At 33.9% G+C, this 25,107-nt stretch carries 27 protein-coding genes and 1 other annotated feature; of the genes, 24 read left to right on the top strand and 3 right to left on the bottom strand.

The window, feature by feature from the left end:
* Window positions 1-71: 71 nt before the first annotated feature.
* The 3 genes from FP435_RS05640 (at window position 72) to FP435_RS05630 (ending at window position 3,829) form a co-directional block, all read left to right on the top strand.
* Window positions 72-800, top strand: a complete 729-nt coding sequence (locus FP435_RS05640) for a response regulator transcription factor (RefSeq protein WP_265483220.1) — start codon at window positions 72-74, stop codon at window positions 798-800.
* Entirely contained in the window at window positions 766-2,313 is a 1,548-nt protein-coding gene (locus tag FP435_RS05635; RefSeq protein WP_265483219.1) for a HAMP domain-containing sensor histidine kinase, read from the top strand. Before FP435_RS05640 ends, FP435_RS05635 begins: the two co-directional genes overlap by 35 nt.
* 91 nt (window positions 2,314-2,404) lie before the next feature.
* Window positions 2,405-3,829 carry a restriction endonuclease subunit S gene (locus tag FP435_RS05630; protein ID WP_265483217.1) on the top strand — a complete coding sequence of 475 codons (1,425 nt, stop codon included), beginning with the start codon at window positions 2,405-2,407 and terminating at the stop codon, window positions 3,827-3,829.
* 39 nt (window positions 3,830-3,868) lie between these two features.
* Here FP435_RS05630 and yidC read toward each other — a convergent pair whose 3' ends face one another.
* Both yidC and FP435_RS05620 read right to left on the bottom strand, forming a co-directional pair.
* Window positions 3,869-4,852: a membrane protein insertase YidC gene (gene yidC, locus FP435_RS05625; protein WP_416209736.1), complete on the bottom strand. Its 984-nt coding sequence runs from the start codon at window positions 4,850-4,852 to the stop codon at window positions 3,869-3,871.
* 68 nt (window positions 4,853-4,920) lie between these two features.
* Complete coding sequence (locus FP435_RS05620; protein ID WP_265483215.1) at window positions 4,921-5,193, bottom strand: acylphosphatase; 273 nt, start codon at window positions 5,191-5,193, stop codon at window positions 4,921-4,923.
* A gap of 98 nt (window positions 5,194-5,291) precedes the next feature.
* On the opposite strand from FP435_RS05620, the gene FP435_RS05615 reads away from it, so the two are divergent.
* The 6 genes from FP435_RS05615 to greA all read left to right on the top strand — a co-directional run bounded on the left by FP435_RS05615 (window position 5,292) and on the right by greA (window position 11,967).
* Window positions 5,292-6,059: a TrmH family RNA methyltransferase gene (locus tag FP435_RS05615; protein ID WP_265483213.1), complete on the top strand. Its 768-nt coding sequence runs from the start codon at window positions 5,292-5,294 to the stop codon at window positions 6,057-6,059.
* A 78-nt stretch (window positions 6,060-6,137) separates the two neighbouring features.
* Entirely contained in the window at window positions 6,138-6,491 is a 354-nt protein-coding gene (locus tag FP435_RS05610; RefSeq protein ID WP_265483212.1) for a winged helix-turn-helix transcriptional regulator, read from the top strand.
* A gap of 53 nt (window positions 6,492-6,544) precedes the next feature.
* Window positions 6,545-6,751, top strand: a binding site (T-box leader).
* Between the two features lie 38 nt (window positions 6,752-6,789).
* A complete protein-coding gene (gene pheS, locus FP435_RS05605; protein ID WP_265483211.1) occupies window positions 6,790-7,839 on the top strand; it encodes a phenylalanine--tRNA ligase subunit alpha in 1,050 nt (349 codons plus the stop codon).
* Window positions 7,839-10,253 carry a phenylalanine--tRNA ligase subunit beta gene (gene pheT / locus FP435_RS05600; protein ID WP_265483210.1) on the top strand — a complete coding sequence of 805 codons (2,415 nt, stop codon included), beginning with the start codon at window positions 7,839-7,841 and terminating at the stop codon, window positions 10,251-10,253. Before pheS ends, pheT begins: the two co-directional genes overlap by 1 nt.
* A 58-nt stretch (window positions 10,254-10,311) precedes the next feature.
* Window positions 10,312-11,409, top strand: a complete 1,098-nt coding sequence (mltG, locus tag FP435_RS05595) for an endolytic transglycosylase MltG (RefSeq protein WP_265483209.1) — start codon at window positions 10,312-10,314, stop codon at window positions 11,407-11,409.
* Between the two features lie 78 nt (window positions 11,410-11,487).
* Window positions 11,488-11,967, top strand: a complete 480-nt coding sequence (greA, locus tag FP435_RS05590) for a transcription elongation factor GreA (RefSeq protein ID WP_265483208.1) — start codon at window positions 11,488-11,490, stop codon at window positions 11,965-11,967.
* 27 nt (window positions 11,968-11,994) lie between these two features.
* Here the strand turns inward: greA and FP435_RS05585 are convergent, their stop codons facing one another.
* Window positions 11,995-14,571: a YfhO family protein gene (locus tag FP435_RS05585; RefSeq protein ID WP_265483207.1), complete on the bottom strand. Its 2,577-nt coding sequence runs from the start codon at window positions 14,569-14,571 to the stop codon at window positions 11,995-11,997.
* Between the two features lie 112 nt (window positions 14,572-14,683).
* Between FP435_RS05585 and FP435_RS05580 the strand changes: the two genes are divergently transcribed.
* The 15 genes from FP435_RS05580 to fabZ (FP435_RS05510) all read left to right on the top strand — a co-directional run bounded on the left by FP435_RS05580 (window position 14,684) and on the right by fabZ (FP435_RS05510) (window position 25,106).
* Window positions 14,684-16,771: a peptidoglycan D,D-transpeptidase FtsI family protein gene (locus tag FP435_RS05580; RefSeq protein ID WP_416202978.1), complete on the top strand. Its 2,088-nt coding sequence runs from the start codon at window positions 14,684-14,686 to the stop codon at window positions 16,769-16,771.
* Between the two features lie 102 nt (window positions 16,772-16,873).
* Entirely contained in the window at window positions 16,874-17,023 is a 150-nt protein-coding gene (gene rpmG / locus FP435_RS05575) for a 50S ribosomal protein L33 (protein WP_265483205.1), read from the top strand.
* Between the two features lie 51 nt (window positions 17,024-17,074).
* Entirely contained in the window at window positions 17,075-17,620 is a 546-nt protein-coding gene (locus tag FP435_RS05570; RefSeq protein ID WP_265483203.1) for a 5-formyltetrahydrofolate cyclo-ligase, read from the top strand.
* A gap of 11 nt (window positions 17,621-17,631) precedes the next feature.
* Complete coding sequence (locus FP435_RS05565) at window positions 17,632-18,306, top strand: rhomboid family intramembrane serine protease (protein ID WP_265483201.1); 675 nt, start codon at window positions 17,632-17,634, stop codon at window positions 18,304-18,306.
* Complete coding sequence (locus tag FP435_RS05560; protein ID WP_265483200.1) at window positions 18,303-18,521, top strand: YqgQ family protein; 219 nt, start codon at window positions 18,303-18,305, stop codon at window positions 18,519-18,521. Before FP435_RS05565 ends, FP435_RS05560 begins: the two co-directional genes overlap by 4 nt.
* Before the next feature lie 18 nt (window positions 18,522-18,539).
* Entirely contained in the window at window positions 18,540-18,938 is a 399-nt protein-coding gene (locus FP435_RS05555) for a rhodanese-like domain-containing protein (RefSeq protein ID WP_265483198.1), read from the top strand.
* A gap of 218 nt (window positions 18,939-19,156) precedes the next feature.
* Window positions 19,157-19,558 carry a 3-hydroxyacyl-ACP dehydratase FabZ gene (fabZ, locus tag FP435_RS05550; protein WP_265483196.1) on the top strand — a complete coding sequence of 134 codons (402 nt, stop codon included), beginning with the start codon at window positions 19,157-19,159 and terminating at the stop codon, window positions 19,556-19,558.
* 69 nt (window positions 19,559-19,627) lie between these two features.
* Window positions 19,628-20,065 carry a MarR family winged helix-turn-helix transcriptional regulator gene (locus FP435_RS05545; protein ID WP_265483195.1) on the top strand — a complete coding sequence of 146 codons (438 nt, stop codon included), beginning with the start codon at window positions 19,628-19,630 and terminating at the stop codon, window positions 20,063-20,065.
* 14 nt (window positions 20,066-20,079) lie between these two features.
* Window positions 20,080-21,048 carry a beta-ketoacyl-ACP synthase III gene (locus FP435_RS05540; RefSeq protein ID WP_265483193.1) on the top strand — a complete coding sequence of 323 codons (969 nt, stop codon included), beginning with the start codon at window positions 20,080-20,082 and terminating at the stop codon, window positions 21,046-21,048.
* 22 nt (window positions 21,049-21,070) lie between these two features.
* Window positions 21,071-21,316 (top strand): acyl carrier protein, encoded by a 246-nt coding sequence (locus FP435_RS05535; protein WP_265483192.1) that lies wholly within the window; start codon window positions 21,071-21,073, stop codon window positions 21,314-21,316.
* A complete protein-coding gene (locus FP435_RS05530) occupies window positions 21,316-22,260 on the top strand; it encodes an ACP S-malonyltransferase (RefSeq protein WP_265483190.1) in 945 nt (314 codons plus the stop codon). The genes FP435_RS05535 and FP435_RS05530 overlap by 1 nt, the downstream gene beginning before the upstream one ends.
* Window positions 22,244-22,975 (top strand): 3-oxoacyl-ACP reductase family protein, encoded by a 732-nt coding sequence (locus tag FP435_RS05525; protein WP_265483188.1) that lies wholly within the window; start codon window positions 22,244-22,246, stop codon window positions 22,973-22,975. The genes FP435_RS05530 and FP435_RS05525 overlap by 17 nt, the downstream gene beginning before the upstream one ends.
* Before the next feature lie 8 nt (window positions 22,976-22,983).
* Window positions 22,984-24,219 carry a beta-ketoacyl-ACP synthase II gene (gene fabF, locus FP435_RS05520; RefSeq protein ID WP_265483186.1) on the top strand — a complete coding sequence of 412 codons (1,236 nt, stop codon included), beginning with the start codon at window positions 22,984-22,986 and terminating at the stop codon, window positions 24,217-24,219.
* Window positions 24,219-24,674, top strand: a complete 456-nt coding sequence (accB, locus tag FP435_RS05515) for an acetyl-CoA carboxylase biotin carboxyl carrier protein (protein ID WP_265483184.1) — start codon at window positions 24,219-24,221, stop codon at window positions 24,672-24,674. Before fabF ends, accB begins: the two co-directional genes overlap by 1 nt.
* Window positions 24,675-24,677: 3 nt before the next feature.
* Entirely contained in the window at window positions 24,678-25,106 is a 429-nt protein-coding gene (gene fabZ / locus FP435_RS05510) for a 3-hydroxyacyl-ACP dehydratase FabZ (protein WP_265483182.1), read from the top strand.
* Window position 25,107: the final 1 nt, after the last annotated feature.

Below are 25,107 nucleotides of genomic sequence, written 5' to 3'. Positions count from 1 at the left end.
TAAATTATTAATAAATTTTATTTTTTCTCTAATAAAAATCAATCATAATTAGAAAGTAGTGTTAAAACAGAATGAGTAAGATCCTAATTGTTGAAGATGAAAAAAGTTTAGCACGTTTTGTAGAACTTGAGTTACAACATGAACAATATGATACTGTAGTAGAAAGTGATGGGCGTAAGGCATTAGATTTAGCTTTAAAAGAAGATTTTGATGCAATTTTACTAGATTTAATGTTGCCTAACTTAAATGGATTAGAGATTGCGCGCCGTTTACGTCAAACTAAGACAACTCCAATTATTATGATGACAGCTCGTGATTCTGTCATTGATCGTGTATCTGGGCTTGATCATGGGGCAGATGATTATATTGTTAAACCTTTTGCAATTGAAGAATTACTTGCACGTTTGCGTGCTGTTTTAAGACGCGTTCAAATTGAAAAAAGAGTAGTCAGCAGTACTTTAGGAGTTCAAAAGGTTATTCAATTTAATGATTTAACCATTGAAACTGCTAATCGTATTGTTCACCGTGGAGAAAAACAAGTTGATTTAACCAAGCGTGAATATAACTTATTGATGACTTTAATTGAAAATAAGAATAATGTGGTTACACGTGAAGAGCTTCTTAACAAGATTTGGGGACCAGAATCTAAAATTGAAACTAACGTAGTTGAAGTTTATGTACGTTATTTACGTAATAAGATTGATGTTCCTGGTCGTCCATCTTATATTAAGACTGTTCGCGGAACTGGCTATATGGTAAGAACTGATGAAAATGATGACCAACGCCAAGAAGACGAATAAGCAAAAAGAAGAGACTAAAAAACGCTCCTCAATCACTGCTAAGTGGGTAAGTGTAATGGCAGCGACAATTACAGTCTCTTTTGTGATTTTTTCAGTTGGAATTTATTTATTGCTACGCCAGCAACTGATAGCTCAAAATGAACAAATGAGTAATGAGATTGTCTCCACTTTTCAAAAGCGTTTGGAAGAAATCCCAACTAATTTCCGCACTTCAAATGTTGTGCCTAAGCTTTCTCCTAACACTAGAAAAATTTTAGCTGGTGAGGGGTCTTTAAATACTAACGATGAGGTTAATATTTTTAATGATAGTATTTTAGCTACACTTTCTAATAAAGAAACGACAGTTACTCTCTATAATCCTCAAAAAGAAGTGGTATTTACTAATTCAAAAACTACAGTTCCTAAGTTAAAAACTCTCAAGAGCGCCCATGTTCAGAATTTGGTTCATACAGGACATGGACTAGAGCTAGATGTTTACCAAAAGGTTTATTCACGTGATAATAAACGTTTAGTTGGCTACATTGCAGTTAAAAATACAATGGTGCAAACTAATCATGTGCTAAAAACGATTAGGGTTTCAATGATTATTTTTTCATTAATCGTTATTGTTATTTTTATGGGATTAACTTTTGTGGTAATTAGTAGCTGGGCAAAACCAGTAAAAAGAATTTCAGAACTTGCTCGTAAAATTGATAAAGATCCTAATAGTGAAGAACGTTTGCCCAAGCTTAAACGTACTGATGAATTGGGAGAGCTAACAGATAGTTTCAACGAAATGCTTGATCGAATGCAAGCTTATATTCGACAGCAGAAGCAATTTGTGGGGGATGTTTCTCATGAATTACGGACCCCAGTTGCGGTTATTCAAGGTCATATGAATATGCTTAATCGTTGGGGAAAAGATGATCCAAAGATTTTACAAGAATCAATTGATGCCTCGCTTCAAGAAGCCAATCGGATGAATCATTTAATTCAGGAAATGTTGGATTTGACCCGGGCTGAACAAATTGATGTTCAATTCCCAAATGAAGTCTCAGATGTAAATTCAGTTTTGGAACGCACAGTGAATAACTTGCGGATGATTCACCCAGATTTCAAGATTATTTATGATGATGCAGATCTAAAATCGAATACAAAGATAAAAATGTATCAGAATCATTTAGAGCAAGTTTTAATCATTTTGATGGATAATGCGATTAAGTATTCACAGGATCGTAAGGAAATTATTGTCGATGCTTCTACGGAACGAGAAACTGTAGAGATCTCAGTTCAAGATTTCGGTGAAGGAATTGCGCTTGAAGAACAGCAAATGATCTTTAATCGTTTCTATCGAGTAGACAAGGCACGAACTCGGGAAAAGGGTGGAAATGGTTTAGGTTTATCAATTGCCCAGAAATTAGTAGAAGGTTATCATGGGAAGATCAGTGTAACTTCTCAATTAGGTTCTGGTAGTATCTTTAAGATTGAATTTCCACTTTTGAAATCTGGTTCTGAAGATGAAAAATCAGAATAACATTAAGTTGCCAGTTATTGGCAGCTTTTTTTGTTGGGGTGAAAAATAGTATAATTAGATGAAATGATTAGGAAAGATTATGGGAGAAGATATGAGTAGTTTGAATATTGATGTACAGGGGATGCGGGAGAAAATTCTTGATTTAGCAATGCGAGGAAAGCTAGTTAAACAAGATACCAGTGATGAGCCTGCTAGTGTTTTGCTTGAGAAGATTAAGGCAGAAAAAGAACAATTAATTAAAGAAAAGAAGATTAAGAAAACTAAACCACTTCCTGAAATTACAGATGAAGAGAAGCCTTTTGATATTCCCGATAGTTGGGAATGGGTTAGATTTGGAAATATTATTAATTTAATATCTGGTAGAGATATCCCCAAAAAAGATCATTTAGATAAACCTACAAAAAATAGTATTCCTTATATTACAGGTGCTAGTAATTTATTGAAGGATAGAATAAATATTAATGAATGGATTGAAGAACCTAAAACTATTGTAGAAAAAGGAACTATTTTAATTTCTGTTAAAGGAACAATAGGTAAAATTGCAATCTTAACTGCAAAAAAAGCCCATATTGCGCGCCAAATTATGGGAATAGAGAATATATTCTTATTAAGTCAAAACTTTCAAAAATATTTTCTAGAGAGTTATGTAGAACAACTTAAAAACAAATCTAAGAGTATGATTCCAGGTATTTCTAGAGAAGATGTATTATTAGCTTCTTTTCCTCTCCCACCACTTGAAGAGCAAAATCGAATTGCGGCCAAAATTGAAGAACTTTTTGAATTACTTGATACTATTGAACAAGCTCAAAAGAAATATGAGGACTTACAAGGTGAATTAAAAGAAAAGATTCTTAGTTTAGGGATGCAAGGAAAGCTTGTTGACCAAGATAAAAACGATGAATCCGCAAGTGTTTTAGTTGAACAAATTAATGCTGAAAAAGAACAACTAATTAAAGAAAAGAAGATCAAGAAAACTAAACCACTTCCTGAAATTAGTGATGAAGAGAAACCTTTTGATATTCCTGATAGTTGGGAATGGGTGAGATTGGGGAATGTATCTCAGTTTTTAAATGGTCGTGCTTATAAAAAGAGTGAATTACTTAAGAATAGTTCGTTTACTCCAATTTTAAGAGTAGGTAACTTATTTACAAATTCAGAATGGTATTATTCAAACTTGGAGTTAGAAGATAATAAATATATTGATAACGGAGATTTAATCTATGCTTGGTCTGCATCTTTTGGACCAAGAATTTGGATGGGTGGTCATGTAATTTATCATTATCATATCTGGAAAGTAACATTGTCAGATGTAGTGGCAAAACAATTCATTTATTATTTTTTGTTAAATGATAAAAATGTTATAGGAGAAACTGATCTTCATGGATCAACCATGAAACATATTACTAAGGTAAATATGGAAAATCTGTCTTTCCCCCTCCCACCACTCAATGAACAAAAAAGAATCGCTGCCAAAATTGAAGAATTATTTACTGTAATTGATTCAACGGCATCATAAAAAAGCATCCCTGTCCTGGGGATGCTTTTAATCTATTATCTATTTATCTTTATTTTGTCGTTTTTGCTTACCAGCATTACGTTCACGTAAACTTTGGTGTAACTGATCAGTTTCTTGTTTTTTAGCTTTGGCTTGAGAAGTCTTACCTAAGATATTATCAATTACTTGTGGAGTAACAACTTGTTTTAAAGGTGTGTCTTTAAGTTCTGCAGCAACATCACGTTTAACTTTTGGCATAATAACAAATGTTGCAATTAATTGTTGAATAACAATTACAATACCACCAGCTGTAAAGTAAAGGGCTAAGGCACCAGAAGCTGAAATTGAAATAAAGAAGGTCATTGCTGGACTTAAGAACATTGTCATCTTCATGGTTCTCTTTTGTTCTTCAGATAAGCCAATGGTTGAAAGATAACCTTGTAGTAAGTAAAGAGCGGTCGCAATTAAAGTAAGTACCAGTGACTTTTGGCTCAAAGAAATTCCAAAGAAAGTAGAATGGGCAAGTTTTTCAGAATAGGCTACCGCTTGATAAATTCCGGCCATAATTGGTAATTGAATTAAAAGTGGTAAACACCCCATTCCACCAGTCATCGAAAGATTATTTTCTCGATAAATCTTCATTTGGAGTTGGCTAATTTCCATTTGTTGTGGTTGAGTTATGCCTGGAGTTTTAAGTGCCTTTTGAACTAACTTCATTTGAGGTTGAAGACGTTGCATTTTTTCTTGTTGCGTCGTCATCTTGTGCTGTGAAATTAAACGAAGGGGCAATACAATTAATTGAACAACAATCGTAATAATTCCAATTGCCCAGCCTGCCCCATTTTGGCCACCAATTCTTTGCTCAACATAAAGCATGATATTTTGTAATGGTTTACCAAAAAGACTGTATACCCAAGCATAAGGACCGCTAGTTGGTGGATTAGGAATATTAGAACCAGTATGGGTAGTAGTTCCACAAGCAGTTAAAAAAATTGCCATGAGCGCTAAAAGCCCAAATAATTTAAAGTATTTTGATTTTTTCAATGTCACAAACCTTTCTAAAAGTATGATTTCAGTTTACTAAGAATATTTAATTTGAGCAATAGCTAGTATTAATAAATGATTTGAAAAGAACGAAATGGTCTTTCTTCAATTTCTTCAACCTCAATTTTATCCACTCTACCTGAAGGAGAGGGAGAGGCTTTAACTTTAGAAATAAATTCTGCTAATACTAAAGGTTCGCCTTGGGCAACAGCTGTTACAGTGCCGTCAGCATTGTTTTTAACAGTGCCTTTAATACCCAATTCTTTTGCGACATTTTGAGTACACCAACGAAAGCCAACACCTTGGACATGACCGTGGACAGTAATTTTTTTAGTTTGCATGATAAAATCCCCTTTAAAGACTTAAATTAATTTGTAATTATTTCAATTATAACGCTAATTCGATAAAATAAAGGAAGAACCTAGAAAGAAGAATTTAAATGATTGAAATAAATTCAGTAAATAATAAACTCATTAAGGATATCCGCAAGTTAGAAAAAAAGAAATACCGTAAAGAAGAAGGGCTTTATTTAATTGAAGGCTTTCATCTAGTTAAGGAAGCTTTAAAAAGCCATTTGAATTATCGCTATCTTTTAGCAACTCAAGATTCTTTGACTCGTTTAGAAGCTGAAACAATGGAAGATTTTTCCGACGATAAAACTATTTTGATTAATGAAGCAATTAGTGATCATTTGAGTGCAACAAAAAATAGTCAAAATATTTTTATGGTCTTGCCAATTAATCAACCACGTTATTTTAGTTTTGAGTATGGTAAGTGGGTCGTTTTAGATAATTTAACTGATCCTGGTAATGTGGGAACAATTATTAGAACAGCAGACGCTGCTGGTTTTGATGGGGTGGTTCTATCGCAAGAGTCAGTTGATCTTTATAACCCTAAAGTTCAACGTAGTATGCAAGGAAGTCAATTCCACATTCAAATTATTCAAATGCCAATTATGGATGCGATTTCTAGTTTTGAAAATGGTGGGATTCCAGTTTATGTGAGCGTACTAGATCCAGATGCTAAGAAGATTGAAAATGTAGTTCCTGTACCACAGCTAGCTTTGGTGATTGGAAATGAAGCTCATGGAGCAAGTGAGCCGGTCATTGAAGCAGCTGATAAAAAAATCTATATTCCAATTAAAGGACAAGCAGAATCTTTAAATGCAGCAGTTGCAGCTGGCATTATGATCTACCATTTTGTCTAAGATTAATACTTGTATTTAGTAAGTGAGCATTTTATAATAAATGATATAACAGATTTAGAGATTTTAGGAGGAATAACCATGTCAGACACTATCCAAACAAAATCCCAAGAAGGTTGTAGTCAAGTAGAAGACTATAGTCTCTGTGATCATTTTATTAATGCTTTTAGCATTATTGGTAAGAAGTGGAATGGATTAATTATTAGTTCTTTATGTGATACTCAAGAAATGCGCTTTAAAGATTTGGCACGTTGCATCAGTAAATGCAGTGACCGAGTTTTGGTAGAACGACTTAAAGAACTTGAAAATTTAGATATTGTAAAAAGAACTGTTAATGATGAAACTGGAATTATTTCTTATACTTTAACTTCAAAAGGTAGTGAATTAAAGCCCGTTTTTGATAGCGTACATAATTGGGCAGATAAGTGGGAATAAACTATCTTGCAAGAATTTAAGTTTTGTTTTAACATAATAAATATAATTAAAAATTAAATGCGTTGATCAAGATTAGTAGTGAGGATTTCTATTTTAGAGAGGGCTTAAGTTGGTGAAAGAGCCTATAGAATAAACATGAATTTCATCTTAGGAGCAGAATCTAATCAATTCCGGTATTTCACCGTTAACGTAAAAGAGTGTGAACACGCACTTTTGTGCTAGTTTAAACTAGGGTGGTACCGCGAAGCTTCGTCCCTTTTTAGGGGATGAGGCTTTTTTTATCGGAAAGGAAAAAATAATGGACTTATTCGAGAAATTAAATAAGTTAAAAGAAGAAGGAACCGAAAAGATTAAGCAAGCTGATACTCAAAAAAAGCTTGATGAAATTAGGGTCAACTTAGTTGGCCGTAAAGGACAATTGACAGAAATTTTACACTCAATGAAAGAAGTAGAAGCAAGTCAACGTCCTAAAGTTGGACAAAAAGTTAACCAATTGCGTGACTACTTCCAAGAGACTTTTGATAAAGCTAAAGAAAAGATGACCCAAGCAGTAATTGCACGTCGCCTAGAAGAAGAAAAAATTGACGTAACTCTTCCTGGACGTAAAGGTCATGTTGGTTCAATGCACCCAATTAACATTATTTTAGATGATTTAGAGAGTTTCTTTATTGGGATGGGTTACAAGGTAGTTCAGGGACCTGAAATTGAAACAGATCACTACTGTTTTGAAATGATGAACTTACCAAAGGATCACCCAGCTCGTGATATGCAAGCTACTTTTTATATCGACGAAGAAAACTTGCTGAGAACGCAAACTTCTGGTGACCAAGCACGTGTTTTAGAAAAGCATGATTTTTCAAAGGGTCCTTTAAAGATGGTAGGACCTGGTAAAGTATATCGTCGCGATGATGATGATGCAACACACTCACACCAATTCCAACAAATGGAAGGCCTAGTGATTGATAAAAATGTAACTATGTCTGATTTAAAGGGTACTTTGGAAATGATTACTAAGCATATGTTTGGCCAAGATAGAAAGACTCGCTTGCGCCCATCATATTTCCCATTTACTGAACCATCTGTAGAAATGGATGTATCTTGTTTTAATTGTGATGGTAAAGGCTGCCCAATTTGTAAATTCACTGGTTGGATTGAAGTTTTAGGAGCTGGAATGGTTCACCCAAACGTTTTGCGTAATGCAGGTGTAGATCCAGAAGTTTATGGTGGTTTTGCCTTTGGGGTAGGACTTGATCGTTTTGCAATTTTGAAGTATGGAATTAATGATATTCGTGATTTCTATACTAATGATGTTCGTTTCTTAGCACAATTCCGTAAGGAGGAAGACTAATGCTTGTTTCATATAATTGGCTTCAAGATTTTTTAGATTTAGATATTGACCCAAAAGACTTAGCAGAAAAAATTACACGTACTGGTGTAGAAATTGAATCAGTTAACCATCCTGAAGATGGATTAAAAAAATTAGTTGTAGGACATATTTTAGAATGTGAAGACATCGAAGGAACTCACTTGCACAAATGTTTAGTAGATGTAGGTGAAGATGAACCGGTTCAAATTGTTTGTGGTGCTCCTAATGTAGCAGCTGGTCAAAATGTAATTGTAGCGCTTCATGGAGCAAGAATTGCAGGTAACCATAAGATTAAACGTGGTAAGATTCGTGGTATTGAATCAAACGGGATGATTTGTGGTTTGCAAGAAATTGGCTTTGCTGATAAGATTGTTCCTCCAAAGTATGCAGATGGAATTTTTGTTTTTCCTAAAGATGCTGATGTAAAACCAGGTGAAGATGTTTACCAGGCCTTAGGAATGGACGACTATATCTTAGATTTTGACATTACTCCTAACCGTGCAGATACACTATCAATGGAAGGAGCTGCTTATGAAGTTGGGGCAATTGTTGACCAAAAGCCTAAGATTGAACCAGTTGTTTTAAAAGAAGATGGTGCAGATTGGACTGGTGAGTTAGAGACTGAAGTTGATGAAAAACTTGCTCCTAAAATGTCTTTGCGTAAAATTACTGGTGTTAAGGTTGGCGAAAGTCCATTATGGATGCAAAGAAGACTTTGGAATGCAGGAATTCGTCCAATCAATAATGTAGTTGATATTACAAATTATGTCATGCTGTTAACTGGACAACCAATGCATGCTTACGACGCTCGTACTTTTGAAAATGGTAATTTTGAAGTTAGAAATGCCAAGCAAGGTGAAAAGCTTACTTTATTGAATGATAAAGAAGTTGAATTAGATCCACGTGATATTATAATTACTGATGGAAAAGAACCTGTAATGATGGCAGGAGTAATGGGTGGTAAAAATTCTGAAGTTGAAGATGATACCACTGATATTATCTTAGAGTCAGCAATTTTTGATGGAACTAGTGTAAGAAAGTCTGCGGTTCGCCACGCTAACAGAACCGAAGCTTCTAGTCGCTTTGAAAAAGGTGTTAACTGGGATAATACTGAAAAGGCACTTGATATGGCTGCTTTGCTTTTGCGTAATGAAGCTGAAGGAAAGATTGCTACTGGTGTGATTCGTCCTACTAAGCAAGAAAGAAAGCCAGCTGTAGTTAAGACAACTATTTCGCACATTAACAAAGTGTTGGGAACTGAATTGACTAGCGCAGAAATTGAGAAGATTTTTGATCGATTGAATTTTGAAACTCAAATTAATGGGGATGAATTAGTAGTTACGGTGCCAAATAGAAGATGGGATATTTCAATTCCAGCTGATTTGGTAGAAGAAGTTGGTCGAATTTATGGTTATGACAATCTTAAGTCAACTCAACCTCTTTTAGCTGAAACACATGGTGGATACAGTGAAAAAGAAATTGCGATGAGAAGAATTAAGGCAATCATTCAAGGCCAAGGAATGATGGAAGCTATTTCTTATTCTTTGACTTCACCAGAAAAGGCCGTTCGTTACACTAAGGATCCTCAACCTTTAGTAGAAGTAGAAATGCCTCTTAACTCAAGCCGTTCTGCAATGAGAGAAAACTTGATGACTGGGTTAATGGATGCTGCTAGATACAACATGGCTCGTAAAGAAAAAGAATTAGCACTTTTTGAACAAGGTCGAGTTTATGATCATGCAAATAACGAGTTCAATGAACATGAACATGTTGCTACTTTATACTCAGGGCATACTTTTGATCAAAACTGGCAACATGAAAATCAAAAGGTTGATTTCTACTTTGTTAAGGGTCAGTTAACTGAACTCTTTATTGCAATTGGCATTAAAGAAGATGAGGTTGAATACAAAGCAGAAGTAATTAATGGCATGCATCCAACTAGAACTGCTGGTATTTACATTAAGGGTGAATATGTAGGAATGATTGGAATGATTAGCCATGAAATTATGGTCCAAGATAAATCTTTACGTGGTAGTGAAATTTATGGTTATGAATTAGATCTTGATAAAATTATTCCACTCCTTCATAAAGGGATGAAAGCTCAACCAGCTCCAAAATTCCCAGCTATTAAGCGTGATTTATCAGTTCTAGTAGCTGATGACATTACAAATGCTCAAATTGTAAGTCAAATTAAACAAAGTGCTGGTAAGTACCTTACTAAGGTTGAAGTAATCGATGTGTATGCTGGAGCACAAATTGAAAACGGCAAGAAGTCAATCTCTTATTCATTAACTTTCTTAAATAAGAAAGAAACTTTGACTGATGAAGTAGTTACTAAGGCGATGGATAAAGTAGAAGAAGATTTGAAGGAAAAATTAAATATTGTAATTCGTTAATTTTTTAGAGAAACTTTTGGTATAATTGCCTTAGCTTTGTAAAGGCGGAGGATTGCAATTGCTAGATAAAAAGAGAGAAAAGCAGCGTCAATTAGAACAAAGAGCTTCTAATAAATTAACAAAATGGATTTTGGGGATAATTGGTGCAATAGTTGTTGTAGCAGTGATATTTACTGGTGGGTATACTATTTATGCAATGCAACCTGTAAATAGACATAATGATGCAGCAATTAGTGTTAATATTCCTGAAGGAGCAACTAATTCTCAAGTTGCAGATATTTTACGTAAGAATCATTTGATTCGTAATACAAAGATTTTTAATATTTGGTTAAAACTTCATAGTGAAAGTGGTTTTCAGGCGGGAGATTTTTACTTATCACAATCAATGTCTAATAAAGAATTGGTCAATATTTTACTAGGTGGTCAGCGTCCTATTGATGGGCATGTCCTAGTAAAAGAAGGTCAAACAATAGATGCGATTGCGACAACAGTAAGTAAATCAACTAAGTATAGTAGAGCTGACTTTTTGAAATTGATGAAGAACAAGAAATTTTTGAAACAACTAGAAAAGAAGTATCCTAAACTTTTATCTAGTTCAATGGCCAAAGACAATGTTCGTTATCATTTGGAAGGTTATCTCTTTCCAGCGAGATATGATGTTTATAAAGGTTCTTCTTTAGAAGAATTAGTTACGCAGATGGTACAAAAGACCAATGAGGTCTTAACTCCATATTATGCAACTATTAAAAAGAAAGACCTTACTGTTCAAGAAGTGCTTACCTTAGCATCGTTAGTAGAACGAGAAGGGGTAAAAACTTCAGATCGTCGTAAGATTGCTGGTGTATTCTTTAATCGTTTAGAGGCAGGGATGCCAATTCAGTCAGATATTTCTGTAATGTATGCTTTGAACAAGCACAAGAACTCCTTAACCATTAAAGATACAAAAGTTAAGTCACCATATAACTTATATGTTCACAAAGGATTTGGACCAGGACCATTTAATAATCCTAGTTTAGATTCAATTCAAGCGGTCTTAAATCCAGCTGATCGTGATGAAGGTTACCTTTACTTTGTCGCTAACTTGAAGACAGGAAAGGTTTACTTCTCTAAGAGTTATGACCAACATTTACAAACAAATAGCAAATTAGGTCAATAAAAGCATTTGACTTTTTAGCCAATAAACAATAAGCTATTTTTGCAAGATTAAGAAATTCATAGTGAGGAGCAAAAAAGTATGGCAGAAAAGGTTTATCCAATGACTGCTGAAGGTAAAGAAAAACTTCAGAAAGAATTAAAAGATTTGAAATTGGTTAAGCGTCCAGAAGTTATTGAACGTATCAAAGTAGCTCGTTCATTTGGAGATTTATCAGAAAACTCTGAATATGATGCAGCTAAAGATGAACAAAGTGCTGTAGAACAACGTATTTTACAAATTGAGCAAATGTTAAAATACGCTCAAGTTGTAGATGGAGAATCAGTTGATCCAAATGAAGTAGCAATTGGTAAGACTGTTACTTATACTGAAGTGGGTACTGATGATCCAGAGACTTACACAATTGTAGGTACTGACGAATCTGATCCATTAAACGGAAAGATTTCCAATGACTCTCCAATTGCTCAAGCTTTGCTTGGCAAAAAGAAGGGTGAAGTTGTTACTATCAATACTCCAGGTGGAAGTTTTGAAGCAAAAATTGATGATGTAACTACTAAATAAAAACTTAGTCAAAAAAAGAGGCGACCCTTACTGGGATCGTCTCTTTTTTGCATGTTTTCGGAAAACTGGGATAGAAATTAAAGTCATTAATGAAATTAAGGACCCAATTAAGAAAGGATAAGGAATATAAATCAAAGTAATTTGATGTTTTCCTTTAGCAAGATTAAAGGACAAAAATGTGTTATGCCAAAGTTTAGCAGTGACTCTTTGCCCGTTATCAAAAATCAACCAATTTTTTGAATAAGGTAAAGTTGAAGCAAAAGTAGTATTTTTGACGGAATAATAGTTAAATTTGAGTGATAAAGCTAAGGTTTGATATATTGTTGGTTGCTTTTGCAAGTATTGTTTCATTACTTGTAAGTAATGCTGAGTATCAAATGTCCACAAACGTGCAGTTGAAAGATCTAAAGTGTTGTCTTTTAAATCAAAGGTGATATGAATTGGATGATTTTTATGACGAGAGGTAAGATTAATTAATTTAAATCCACTTCCTAAGTCACTGGTGTCAATTTCTTTGCCATTAATTATTAAGGTTGCGCTATCCTTATCAACATAGCTGGGCAGCTCTAAGTAGTAAGGATCGTTAGTGCTAGGAATTAGAGTAAAACTAACACTACTTTCGAATTTTTTATTAACTGTGCTATAAACATGCCAGCTATTTTTCCAAGCTTTACTATTACGTAAAATAGGTTTAGGGAAGGCAAGAGCACTGTAGAAATATGTTTGCCTGCCGAGAATTTGGTAGAGTAAGTTGGTTTGATTATAAATGGGATCGCCGTCTTTCAAGGAAAATTTTTTATTTGAGTTAATTGTAAAAAATAATGGAAGAGCAGCAGGATTTTTTCTAATTTGAATTTGGTCAATATTTTTAAGAAATGGATCTTGGTTGAGGTCAAGACGTTCGTATGTTTCCGTTAAATTAAGTTGCTTTTGGACGGGAAGACGCCAGTGAAGAGAATTGGGTAGTAAATAATATTTAATTCCTAAGATACTATCAGTTACTAAAGTAGAATAGTTATTTGAAAAAGAATTATCATTACTTTTAAGTCCAAGAGCACGGACAAAAGAGATGGTTTTACTATCAGAAATTGAATTAAAGTGCCCAATACCATAATAATTGTTGCTTAGTGAATCGTTTTCTGAGCGATCAAAATTTTTTTCAATTCTAAATAAGCTGGTATCTTTTTGGTTAAGATAATTAACGGCTCGGGTGAGATTATTAGTCGTATTGCTATAAGCAAAGTTATTTTGGTAAGAAATTTCATTGAGTGAGAAGATGAGATTAATGGTCACTTCAATCCCCACTAGACCAAAGATAAATAACTTGGCCCATTGATAATTGTAAAAAGTAATTAAAAGCCCCACACAAATTAGGAAAAGAACTGAAAGTTCGAATTTAAAATTACTCATAAATTCAAATTGATTTTTGCTAATATACCAGAAAACCATTAAAGCTATTAAAAGAATATCAGTTAGAATTTTTTGCCATACTTTAAAGTAATGTTGACGTTGGAGAAGTTGAATTCCTAAATCAAGAAGGTAAAAAATTAATACAAAACTAAAACGTCCCGGATACCATACGGGAAATTGTCCCATGTGCCAGAGGAGAATGAGGGGATTGAAGCTTAATGATAAGAGAAGGAAGAGTAGTAGACCAGCTTGGAAGAATTTTTGACGCTTGGAAAATGATTGACTGGTAAAGTAAAGAATAGCCAAAATTAAAAAAGTAGAAGTTAAGAAAATGTTTGGAAAACCTTTTTCCATTTCTGTAAAACTGTAGCTACCAATTTCAAATTTGGTAAAAATGTTCCAAGGCATAAATTGAAAATTCCAATTAAATTGAGAATCAACATTTGTTTTTCCTTGTAATAGTTCAACAACAGTTGGGACTAGAGTAAAACTAGCAAGTAATGTAGCTAAGACACTCTTTTTGAAATAAATAAGAATTTTTTGGAAGGGAGAGCTAATTTTTTGACCCAAGAGGTTGGAAATAAAATATAAAAAACCAAATAGCAAAGCCATATAACCAGTGTAAAAATTAGTAAACCAAAGTAAAAAAGTAATTAAAAGTAAGTGGTTATTTTTTTGATTTTTTAGAATTTTTTGTAAACTATAAATTAATAATGGGAGTAAAATAACACTATCAAGCCACATTAAATTTAAGTTATTAGCAAGCATGTAGCCACTTAAGGCATAGGCAAGACTAGCTGCTAAAGCAAAAAATTTTCCTGTTGTTTGAAACTTTCTTTGCCAAAGAAAGTAACTTGTTAAACCAGCTAGACCAATTTTTAGAGAGATAAGTAGCAAAGTGGCTTGAGGAAGGAAACCAGTGGGAAAGAGTAATAAAATTAAATTTAAAGGACTATTTAAGTAGTAAGCATCTGTCCCAATCATTGACCCCCCTAAGCCTTTAGAGAGGCTATAAATCAGTTTTAGGGGTGAGTGAAAGAAGTTGGTTTTAAAATAGGCAAGAAAATCGATGTATTGCTGCCCTAAATCTACAGTTAAAATGTCCATTTTTCGAAAATAGAAATAGGTGAAAAAAATAAAACTAGGTAAGATAAACGATAAAATATAGATAAAAATTCGACGAGTTTTTGTCATAAAGATCCTTTTCTTTTGTAATATTTAAGATTAGCTTCAATTCATGAATAATGATAGAAGTCAGAGGCTTTTTTTGCTAAAATTTATCTTGGTTTTAAGAGAGGTTAAAAATTTGAACTATCAAAATAATAATTCAAAAAGAAAGGCTGCCTCTACACCTTTAAGAATGAAAATAATTCTAGGTGTAATTTTAGCACTTTTTCTTTTATTAATTGGACAATTAGTTTATTTACAATTAGTTTATGGTGGCCGGTTTCAAGCTGAAGTAAAAAAGACTGACCAACAGGTAATTACTAATAATGTTCCGCGAGGAGTAATGTATGACTCAACAGGGAAATTATTAGTAGGAAATACTGCTAACAATGCAATTACCTATACTAAAGGTTCTAATGTAACAACTAAAGATATTTATAATATTTCCAATCGCCTAAGTAACTATATCACACTTGATGAAGAGCCAACTAAACGTCAGTTATATGATTACTATTTGGGAAATTCTAAAGTAGCGGCTCAAGAAGAAGCAAAATTACCTAAATCTGAACGAGCAGAGGGAATGACTACTTCTGAAATTACCGAAAATATCATTAAACATTTAGAAAAAGAAAATCTGAAGTTTACTGCAAAACAAAAAACAGCTGCTTTAATTTTTAATAAAATTTCAGGTGCTTACCAACTTTCAACTATTTACATCAAAAATAAAAATCTTACTACTAAAGAAATGGCAGTAGTTGGTGAGCATTTATCAGAATTACCAGGAGTAAGTATTGGAACTGACTGGTCAAGAAGTTATCCAAATGGTAAATCTATTCAAAGTATCATTGGTTCAGTATCTTCTGAAAAGTCAGGGCTTCCAAGTGATAATCTTCAATACTATTTAGCACAAGGTTATTCTCGTAATGATCGTGTAGGAACAAGTTATCTTGAACAAAAATATGAACCACTTTTAAAAGGAACCAAGTCCCAAGCAGAAGTTGTTTCAAAGAGCAATGCTTCTGCAGATGGAATTGGTGATACTAAGACTGTTTATGATGGTCAAAGTGGTGCTAGTTTAATCTTAACTTTGAATTCTAAGTATCAACAAGAAGTAACTAAATCACTGCGTAAGGTTTATGCTTCCGCGCAAGCAGCAGGGGCTACTCAATATTCAAGCGGTGCTTATGCAGTAGCAATGAATCCCAAAACTGGCGCACTTTTGGCAATTGCTGGGTTAAATCATAATGTAAAAACCAATAAAGTAACTGATGATGCGTTAGGAATTATTAATCGATCCTTTGTTATGGGATCAGTAGTAAAGGGTGCGATGGTTTCAGGAGGGTTAATTAATAAAGTAATTACCCCAACCAATAATACCTTACCTGATACAGCGATTTACTTACCTGGTTCACCGGTTAAAAAATCAGTTTATCCAGTTGGAACATTTGGTTCATTAGATGCACCAAGTGCATTGGAGGTTTCAAGTAACATTTACATGATGCACTTAGCAATGAACTGGTTGAAAGCAAAATATGTACCAAAGTCTTATATTTCAATGCCTTCTGATTCCTTCCAAGTTTTAAGAAGAAACTTTGCTATGTTTGGTTTAGGGCAGAAGACGGGAGTAGATTTGCCAGGGGAAGTTTCTGGAATTCAAGGTGCAACTACAGACTCGCAAAATCGTTTGTTAAGTGGATCTGTACTTGACTTGTCTTATGGTAACTATGATGCTTATACTCCAATTCAATTAGTGCAGTATATTTCAACAATTGCTAATGGTGGTTATCGAATGAAACCATATCTTGTTCAGTCTGTTGGAGAAACTAATAAGCAAGGTAATAAAGTATCAATTTTGTATAATACTAAGCCGACTGTGCAACAACAAATTCCTTGGACGCAAGCAGAATTAAATGTGGTTAAGCAAGGTCTTCACCAAGTTGTTCACGGTTCTAATAGTTGGGGAACAGCTCACCAATTAAAGGATGTAACTCCATCAATTGCAGGTAAGACTGGTACTGCGGAAACTTTTTATTATGATGAGGATAATCCTGGTAATAAAAATGCTCCTGAGTTAATTAACGCCACTTTTGTAGGTTATGCTCCAGAAAAAGATCCAAAGCTTGCAATTGCAATTGTCTTTCCTGGCTTAGATCCAGATAAAGAAGGTACCTATACCTTACAAATGGCTAAAGAAATGGTACAAGATTACTTTGCTTTGAATAAGTAATTAACTAGTGTGAAACGTATTTCGTTAAAACACTGGAAAATTAGAGAAAAAAGTTATATAATTTAACAAGTCGATATAAAAAGCAAATAGGTGGTGGAAAAAATGGCAGAACACATTATTCTTGAATGTACTGAATGTGGTGACAGAAGTTACTTATCTGAAAAGAATAAGCGTAAACACCCAGAACGTTTAACTTTAAAGAAGTATTGCCCAGTTGAAAGAAAGGCAACCCTTCACCGCGAAACTAAGTAATTTAGAGACAACAGGTTATGCCTGTTGTTTTTTTGTATATAGGGATTTTTAATGGATAAAAAAGAAGTTAGACAACATCAAATAAAACTCCTCAAAGAGTTTAGTAAGACATCACAAAAGTTAGAAGAAGATAAGATTTTAATGCAGCAACTTTTGGCAAGTGCTGAAGTGGAAAAGGCTCACTCAATTGGGATTAGTTTTTCGATGGACTTTGAAGTTAATACCCAAGAAATTATTGAAAAGCTATGGCAAGCAGGTAAAGAAGTTTATATTCCACGTTGCTTGCCAAAAAGACAAATGGAATTTACCAAATTTACTACAGATACTGTGTTAACAACTACATCTTTTGGGGTTAAAGAAAATCACGAAAAAAATGCGCAAGTCAAAAATGATTTGGATTTACTAGTAGTTCCTTTGTTAGCTTTTTCTTCAGAAAATCATGCTCGTTTAGGATTTGGTGGCGGGTACTATGATCGCTTTTTAGCTAAGTATTCATCAAATGCAATTTCTTTGGTAAACTCTAAACAGTTATATCAAAAAAATATCTGGGAAATTGAGAAGACAGATGTTCCAATTAGAAAATATCTTACAATTTAAGGAGGGATTTGGTGAAAAAATTTCGTTCAAGTACTTATGTCACAAATACAATTTTGATTATCTTATTTTTAATATTTATTGGTGAAACTCTTTTAGGAGGTTCAACAAATATTAATACTTTGATTAGGATGGGTGGAGAAAATAACCAGTTAATTGCACTTAAGGGGCAATGGTGGCGTCTTTTTACAGCCCAGTTTTTACATATTGGTTGGCTTCACTTGGCCTCAAATGCGGTCATGATTTATTATCTTGGTCAATATATGGAACCAATGCTAGGTCATTTACGTTTTTTAATTGTGTATTTGCTCAGTGGTGTTGGAGGTAACTTATTAAGCTTTGGCTTAGGTAGTGATGCAACAGTTAGTGCTGGAGCTTCAACAGCTTTGTTTGGACTTTTTGGGGCCTTAATTGCAATTTATTTAGCTAATCGAAAAATAGGTCCAGTAGCGGAATTAGGTAAACAAGCAATTGCGTTAGCAGTCATTAATATTGGCTTAGACTTTTTTGCACCAGGAATTGATGTTTTAGGTCATATTGGTGGTCTATTTGCTGGATTTTTCTTAGAAATTATTTTTGGCTCCCGTAATTTGCGTAATTATCACAATAAGCTCAAGGTATTAGCTGGCGTAGTCTTAATTATTTTTGTAGTCTTTTGTGTCAGTCGAGGAATGAGGATTGCAAATTGAGAAATTTATATGATGTGCAGCAACTACTTAAAAAATTTAATATCTTGGTTCATGTTGGAAAAAGAAAATGGGATATTGAATTAATGGGATTAGAATTAGATAATTTAAACAGGGCGGATGTAATTTCTAAAAAAGAATACATGAGTGCAAAAATGATTTTGCGCCATGAACATGAAATTGAAGTCCAAAAAGAAAAGAAAAACTTACAAGACTAGATAATAAAGGGGATAGGTATGAATATATTTTCAATTATTAGTATTATTATAATTATTATTTTAGTGCTAATTGGGGTTAATTGGCTCTGGTTAAAATTAGAAGAAAAGCGTGTTGGAGGAGCAATTAATAACGAAGAATTTTCTCAAGGAAAACATAAGGCACAAATTATTGATGTTCGAGAAAAGGGACCTTTTAAGAAAAAGCATATCTTAGGTGCACGCAACATTCCAATAACGATGTTTAAATACCAATATAATACTATTCGTCCAGATTTGACTGTTTACATTTATTCAGATTCACCAACTGTTTCCATGCGCGCAATAAAAATTTTAAAGAAAAATGGTTATCACAAAGTTTACTGGTTGAAAGATGGTTTTGAAGGCTGGGATGGACCAACTAAATCGGCAAAGAATTAAATAAGTTTAGAAGCAAAGAGTAAAAATAAGTTACTCTTTGCTTTTTTTATAAAAAAATATTTTTTGGTGAAAGTCATAAAGAATAAGGTTTAATAACACTTAAAAGAAAAAGAAAGAAGAAAAATAGTTTGACATACGAAGTATTAGTGATATGATTTGTTTAACAAATAATTTGAATATCAAACTATTTGTAATACAAAATATAAGGAGTGAATAAGGTGAAATTAAACGCCGTTGAAATTCAACAAATTATTGGTTATCAACCTCCACTTTGCTTATTAGATCGAGTAATCAGTCTTGAATTAGATGATTTCCTGATAGCCACTGCAAGCATTAGTATCAATGAACCTTTTTTCAAAGGACACTTTCCTGATAATCCAGTAATGCCAGGCGTTTTAATAGTTGAAAGTATGGTGCAAGGAGCACAAATTTTATTTAAAAATAAATTTCCTAAATTACAGTTAAAGAAAATAAAAAAAGCCAGGTTTAAAAAGATGGTAAAACCTGGTGATGAATTAGTTATGAAGCTGAAAGTTTTAGATTTAGACAATAAAATTTGTGATGCCAAAGTGTATGTAAATGATGAAGTAGCATGTAGTAGTGAACTTGTTTTCTCTTAAAGAAAAGGGTTTCAATTTATTATATAATTAGTTTAAATATTAAAACTTAAGCTAAAGGAATTGAAACTAATGAATGAATTGTATAAGGAAATCAACGATGCACTTTATAATACATACTACGGAATTAATCGAATTGAAGAAGAAGAATTAAAAAAAAGTCGTTTTAAAGATTTAACTGTTAAAGAAATGCATGCCATTGATGCAATTACTTTACATGGGGAACTAACTGTCTCACAAGTTGCAAGTAAACTACATGTCTCACGGGCTACGATTACGGCGACAGTAGATAGATTAGTTCGTAAAGGTTATGTAAAACGAGTACGTGATGAAAAGGATCGCCGAGTAATTCATCTAAAATTAACTAAAAAGGGTCGGGTTTTATGTAGAGCGTATCATGCTTATCACAACATGATGGTAAAGAGCTTTTTACAAAACTTAGATGAAGATGAATTAAAGACAATTTATCATGCCTTTACTAATCTTGAAAAATTTGTAAATTCACACTAGATAGGATGACATAGGTGAAAGATATTGAAATTGTTGCTAGTGCCAAAAGTATACCCTCAAAAATAGTCACTAATGAAGAATTGAGTAATTTGATGGACACATCAGATGAATGGATTCAGAAAAGAACAGGGATTAAAAAAAGACATATTAGTACAATTAAAAATACTTCAGATCTTGCCAGTGATGTAGCCATGCAGTTGTTAAACAAGACAGCTACTCAAGCCAGTGAAATTGATTTAATTATTGTAGCAACTATGTCACCAGATAATATGACACCGGCTACAGCAGCGATGGTTCAAGGTGCAATTGGGGCCAGACGGGCTATTGCTTTTGATATTTCAGCTGCGTGTTCAGGATTTTCGTATGCAATTGCAATTGCACATGATCTGATGGTGAGCAATAATTTAAAAAAAGCAATTGTGATTGGTAGTGAAGTTTTGTCTAAAATGCTTAATTGGCATGATCGCACTACAGCAGTTTTATTTGGTGATGGGGCTGGTGGAGTATTATTAAATGCTAGTGCGCATCAGCATTTATTAGCTCATGAATTACAAACATTTGGTGAACTAGGAAATAAGCTAATTGCTGGTCATACCAAAGTAGAAAAAGATTTTACAGCAAATGACCATGTATTTAGTACCTTTGAAATGGATGGTAGAGAAGTATATCGGTTTGCGACGCATAAAGTTCCCGACTCCATTAAGTTGGCAATTGCAAAAGCTAAGTTAAATCTTAATCAAATTGATTACTATCTTCTTCATCAAGCTAATGTGCGGATCATTAAGAGTGTAGCACGTAATCTGAAACAGCCACTTACGAAATTTCCAGTTAACATTGATGAATATGGAAATACTGCAGCAGCAAGTGAAGCAATCTTGTTAGCAGAGTGTATGAAAAAAAATCTTTTTAAAAAAGGAGATATTATTTCCCTAAGTGGTTTCGGAGGCGGCCTAACTGCTGCAACGATAATTTATAAATTTTAAATTTAATAATGAGGTAAAGAAAATGACAAAAGAAGAAATTTTTAACGATATCAAAGCTATTGCTCAAGAAGAACTAGAAGTTGAACCAGATCAAATTACCCTTGAAACTAATATTAAGGAAGACTTGGATGCAGATAGTTTAGATTTATTTGAAATCTTAAATGAAATTGAAGACAAGTATGATATCGAATTAGAAACTGATGACAAAATTGAAACCATGAATCAATTGGTAGATTTTGTTAAAGAACAATTAGATAGTCAAAAATAATGAAAACAGTACTTTTATTTAGTGGACAAGGAGCCCAACGACCAGGAATGGGTCTTGATTTCATGGCAGATCCGCTTTTTAAAGAAGTAATTGAACAAGCAAGTTTAGCTAGTAAAAAAGATATTCTTACCATTTTTAAAAGTGAGAATGAAGAACTTAACAAAACAGTTAATGTTCAACCAGCTCTGGTAGCATTTGAAGCAGGAATCTACCAGATGTTACAAAGAGACTGGCCAGATTTGCAAATTCAGGGAATGATTGGACTTTCTTTAGGTGAATATAGTGCCATGTTTGCTAGTGGGGCACTAGATTTAGAAAATACGATTAGTCTGGTCAGTGACCGGGCACGCTATATGCAAGAAGATGCGAATCAAGTAACGAGTGCGATGGTAGCTGTGCTTAAACCTCAAACTTCTAAAATTGAAACTCTTTTGACCGAGTTACAACAAGAGGGTGAAAAGGTTTTTATTGCAAACTATAATTCACCTTCCCAAATTGTAATTAGCGGAGAAAAAGAAGCAGTAAAACAGGCTAGTACTCTGATTACAGAAGAAAAATTGGCTGCAAGGTTAATAGAGCTAGAGGTAAATGGTGCTTTTCACACGCCCTTATTTACCAAAGCTAGTCAAAAGATGCACGAGCGACTTAATAAAGTGAGTTTTAGTAAAAATCAGATTCCCGTTATTTCTAATACAACAGCAGTAGCTTTTAAAGATAACTGGGACTTGATAATGGAAAAGCAGCTAATGAAACCTACTCATTTCGGAGCTTGCTTGCAATATTTACTTGAGCAAGAGGATATTGATACTGCAATAGAGATTGGACCTGGGAAAACTTTATCTTTGTTTGCTAAACAAGTAAATCGTAAATTAAAACGTTACCAATTAGGAAAATATAAAGATTATCAAAAATTTATTGAGGAAAAAGATGGAATTAAAGGATAAAGTAGTTCTTATAACCGGATCTACACGAGGCTTAGGAGCGAGCTTAGCAGTAGCTTTTGCTAAAAAAGGAGCTAAGTTGCTATTAAATGGACGTCATGAAAAAATTCCAGTTGAATTAGAAGAAACTCTAAAGCAATTGGGAGGAGAATATAAATATTTACAAGCTGATTTAACTAAAGTGAGCCTTAAAGATTACTTTGATCAAGCTTGGGAAGAGTTTGGAAAAGTAGATATTTTAATCAATAATGCCGGCATTACTCGTGACAAGATGTTCATTGGAATGAGGGATGCAGATTTTGATGAGGTTATGAACTTAGATCTCCGGATTCCATTTTTCCTAAGTAAAGTTGCCCTCAAAAAGATGAATCGTGAACGTTCAGGGGTTATCTTAAATATGAGTAGTATTGTAGGGATGCATGGAAATGTTGGTCAAGCTAATTATGCAACGGCAAAGGCAGGGCTAATTGGATTGACGAAGTCACTTGCTAAAGAAGCTGCAATGCGTAATATTCGGGTAAATGCAATTGCACCAGGGATGATTGATACAGAGATGACGCAAGTACTTTCTGAACGTGTAAAAAATAATATATTAAAGCAGATTCCATTGACGCGCTTTGGTAAAACAAGTGAAGTAGCGCAGGCTGCTATTTTTTTGACCCAAAATGACTATATTACAGGTCAAACAATTGTTGTTGATGGTGGTATGACGATCTAGGAGATAATATGCAAAGAGTTGTTATTACTGGGATGGGAGCGATTGCTCCTAATGGAAATGGATTTAACGAATTTGTAGAAAATAGTTTGTTAGGAAAAAATGGTATAAAGTCAATTTCAAAATTTGATGCAAGTGAAACAGGCATTTCTGTAGCAGGTGAAATTGATGATTTTAATCCAGAAGATTTTGTGGGCAAAAAGGCTGCAAAAAGAATGGATTTATATTCACAATATGCAATTCAAGTAGCTACAGAAGCAATGGAAATGGCCCAAATTACCGAAGAAAATACTAAGTCTGAAGACTTGGGAGTAATTTTTGGTTCTGGAATTGGTGGTTTGACTACTTTAGAAGAACAAATAATTCGCATGCATGATAAAGGTCCCAGAAGAATGTCACCATTTTTTATTCCAATGGCAATAGGAAATATGGCAGCTGGTAATATTTCAATTCGTTTTAAAGCAAAAAATATTTCAACATCAATCGTAACTGCATGTGCTTCAGGAAATAATTCGATTGGAGAAGCTTTTCGCCAAATTAAAGAGGGAAGAGCAAAAGTAATGATTGCAGGTAGTAGTGAAGCAACAATTAATGAATCTGCAATTGGTGGTTTTGCGGCCTTAACAGCTCTTTCTAAAAGTTCTGATCCTGATCATGCCAGTCTTCCTTTTGATAAAGATCGTTCAGGATTTGTTTTAGGAGAAGGAGCTGGGGCAGTAGTGCTAGAAAGCTTAGAGCATGCTAGAGAACGTAATGCCAAAATATTAGGAGAAATTGTTGGTTATGGAGCAACTAGTGATGCCTATCATATTACTTCGCCGGACCCTGAAGGAGAAGGTGCGGCTAGAGCGATGAAGCTAGCCATCTCTGAGGCAAACATTATGCCTGATGAGGTTGGGTATATAAATGCCCATGGTACTGCGACTCATATAAATGATAGCGGTGAAAGTCGGGCGATAAATAAAGTCTTTGGTAAAGAAAGTTCCGTCTTAGTTTCTTCAACTAAGGGGATGACAGGACACTTACTAGGAGCAGCGGGTGCAATAGAAGCTGTTTTAACGATAGCAAGCTTACAAAAAGGGAATTTTCCAATGAATGTTGGTTGTTTTAATCAAGATGAGGCATGTGAAGTTAATTTAGTGACTTCTGCTAGTCAAAACATTGAAACTAATTATGCCATTTCGAATTCATTTGGTTTTGGAGGACATAATGCAGTTTTAGCTTTTAAGAAATGGAGTGAAAAGTAATGAAGGGAAATATTGATGAAATTCAAACCTTAATGAAGCAGTTTGAGGATTCTGAAATACGAGAATTAAAAATAGATAGTAAAGATTTTCACTTGTACTTGAGCAAAAATAAAGTCAAATCAGTAGAAGCCACTAAACCTGCTTTACCTAAAGTTGCAGTGAAAAAACAAGAGGATTCTCCTCAACCTAAAAAGCAAGAAAAACTTGAAGATGCAGGGGTACCAGTGAAGGCACCAATTGTGGGGATTGTCTATTTACAAGCTAAGCCTGGACAACCTGCCTTTGTAAAGGTTGGTCAACATCTTAAAAAAGGGGATACAATCTGCATTATTGAAGCTATGAAGATGATGACAGAAGTAAAAAGTACAGTTACTGGTACTGTTAAAGCAATTAAAGTTGAAAATGAAGACTTAGTTGAAGTAGATCAGCCTTTAATTATGGTTGAGGAAGATTAAAGTATGAAAGATCTAGGAATTAAAGAAATTAAAAAAATTATTCCTCATCGCTATCCGATGCTTTTGTTAGATCGAGTAGTAGAGGTTATACCTGGCAAAAGTGCAACTGGAATTCATAATGTAAGCTTTAATGAAGAAGTTGTCCAAGCTAGTTCAAAAACCAATCCAGTTTTGCCAGCACCATTAATTGTAGAAGCATTAGCACAAACTGGCGCAGTTGCGCTTTTAAGTGAGGAAAAATTCAGTGGGAAAACAGCATATTTTGGTGGTATTCAACAAGCTGATTTTTTCGACAAAGCTCAACCAGGTGATCAATTAATATTAAAAACCGAATTAACAAAGATTAGAAAAAATATAGGTGTTGGGATTGGAAAAGCATATGTTAAAGAGAAACTTATTGTAAGTGCGGAATTAACATTTGTAATTAATTAGG

Origin of the sequence: Lactobacillus sp. PV037 (assembly GCF_014522345.1) — a bacterium.
Classification (GTDB): Bacteria; Bacillota; Bacilli; order Lactobacillales; family Lactobacillaceae; genus Lactobacillus.
The sequence above is the reverse complement of the archived record's forward strand: the minus strand, read 5'-3'. Positions and strand labels throughout refer to the sequence as shown.

Coding starts and splice junctions, on each gene's coding strand:
- FP435_RS05635 (WP_265483219.1), top strand. CDS start 766: ATGAAAATGATGACCAACGCCAAGAAGACGAATAAGCAAAAAGAAGAG.
- FP435_RS05555 (WP_265483198.1), top strand. CDS start 18,540: ATGAATATATTTTCAATTATTAGTATTATTATAATTATTATTTTAGTG.
- accB (WP_265483184.1), top strand. CDS start 24,219: ATGAAGGGAAATATTGATGAAATTCAAACCTTAATGAAGCAGTTTGAG.
- fabF (WP_265483186.1), top strand. CDS start 22,984: ATGCAAAGAGTTGTTATTACTGGGATGGGAGCGATTGCTCCTAATGGA.
- fabZ (WP_265483182.1), top strand. CDS start 24,678: ATGAAAGATCTAGGAATTAAAGAAATTAAAAAAATTATTCCTCATCGC.
- pheS (WP_265483211.1), top strand. CDS start 6,790: ATGGACTTATTCGAGAAATTAAATAAGTTAAAAGAAGAAGGAACCGAA.
- FP435_RS05585 (WP_265483207.1), bottom strand. CDS start 14,571: ATGACAAAAACTCGTCGAATTTTTATCTATATTTTATCGTTTATCTTA.
- FP435_RS05610 (WP_265483212.1), top strand. CDS start 6,138: ATGTCAGACACTATCCAAACAAAATCCCAAGAAGGTTGTAGTCAAGTA.
- FP435_RS05535 (WP_265483192.1), top strand. CDS start 21,071: ATGACAAAAGAAGAAATTTTTAACGATATCAAAGCTATTGCTCAAGAA.
- FP435_RS05545 (WP_265483195.1), top strand. CDS start 19,628: ATGAATGAATTGTATAAGGAAATCAACGATGCACTTTATAATACATAC.
- FP435_RS05630 (WP_265483217.1), top strand. CDS start 2,405: ATGAGTAGTTTGAATATTGATGTACAGGGGATGCGGGAGAAAATTCTT.
- rpmG (WP_265483205.1), top strand. CDS start 16,874: ATGGCAGAACACATTATTCTTGAATGTACTGAATGTGGTGACAGAAGT.
- FP435_RS05620 (WP_265483215.1), bottom strand. CDS start 5,193: ATGCAAACTAAAAAAATTACTGTCCACGGTCATGTCCAAGGTGTTGGC.
- FP435_RS05615 (WP_265483213.1), top strand. CDS start 5,292: ATGATTGAAATAAATTCAGTAAATAATAAACTCATTAAGGATATCCGC.
- pheT (WP_265483210.1), top strand. CDS start 7,839: ATGCTTGTTTCATATAATTGGCTTCAAGATTTTTTAGATTTAGATATT.
- FP435_RS05570 (WP_265483203.1), top strand. CDS start 17,075: ATGGATAAAAAAGAAGTTAGACAACATCAAATAAAACTCCTCAAAGAG.
- FP435_RS05530 (WP_265483190.1), top strand. CDS start 21,316: ATGAAAACAGTACTTTTATTTAGTGGACAAGGAGCCCAACGACCAGGA.
- FP435_RS05640 (WP_265483220.1), top strand. CDS start 72: ATGAGTAAGATCCTAATTGTTGAAGATGAAAAAAGTTTAGCACGTTTT.
- FP435_RS05525 (WP_265483188.1), top strand. CDS start 22,244: ATGGAATTAAAGGATAAAGTAGTTCTTATAACCGGATCTACACGAGGC.
- greA (WP_265483208.1), top strand. CDS start 11,488: ATGGCAGAAAAGGTTTATCCAATGACTGCTGAAGGTAAAGAAAAACTT.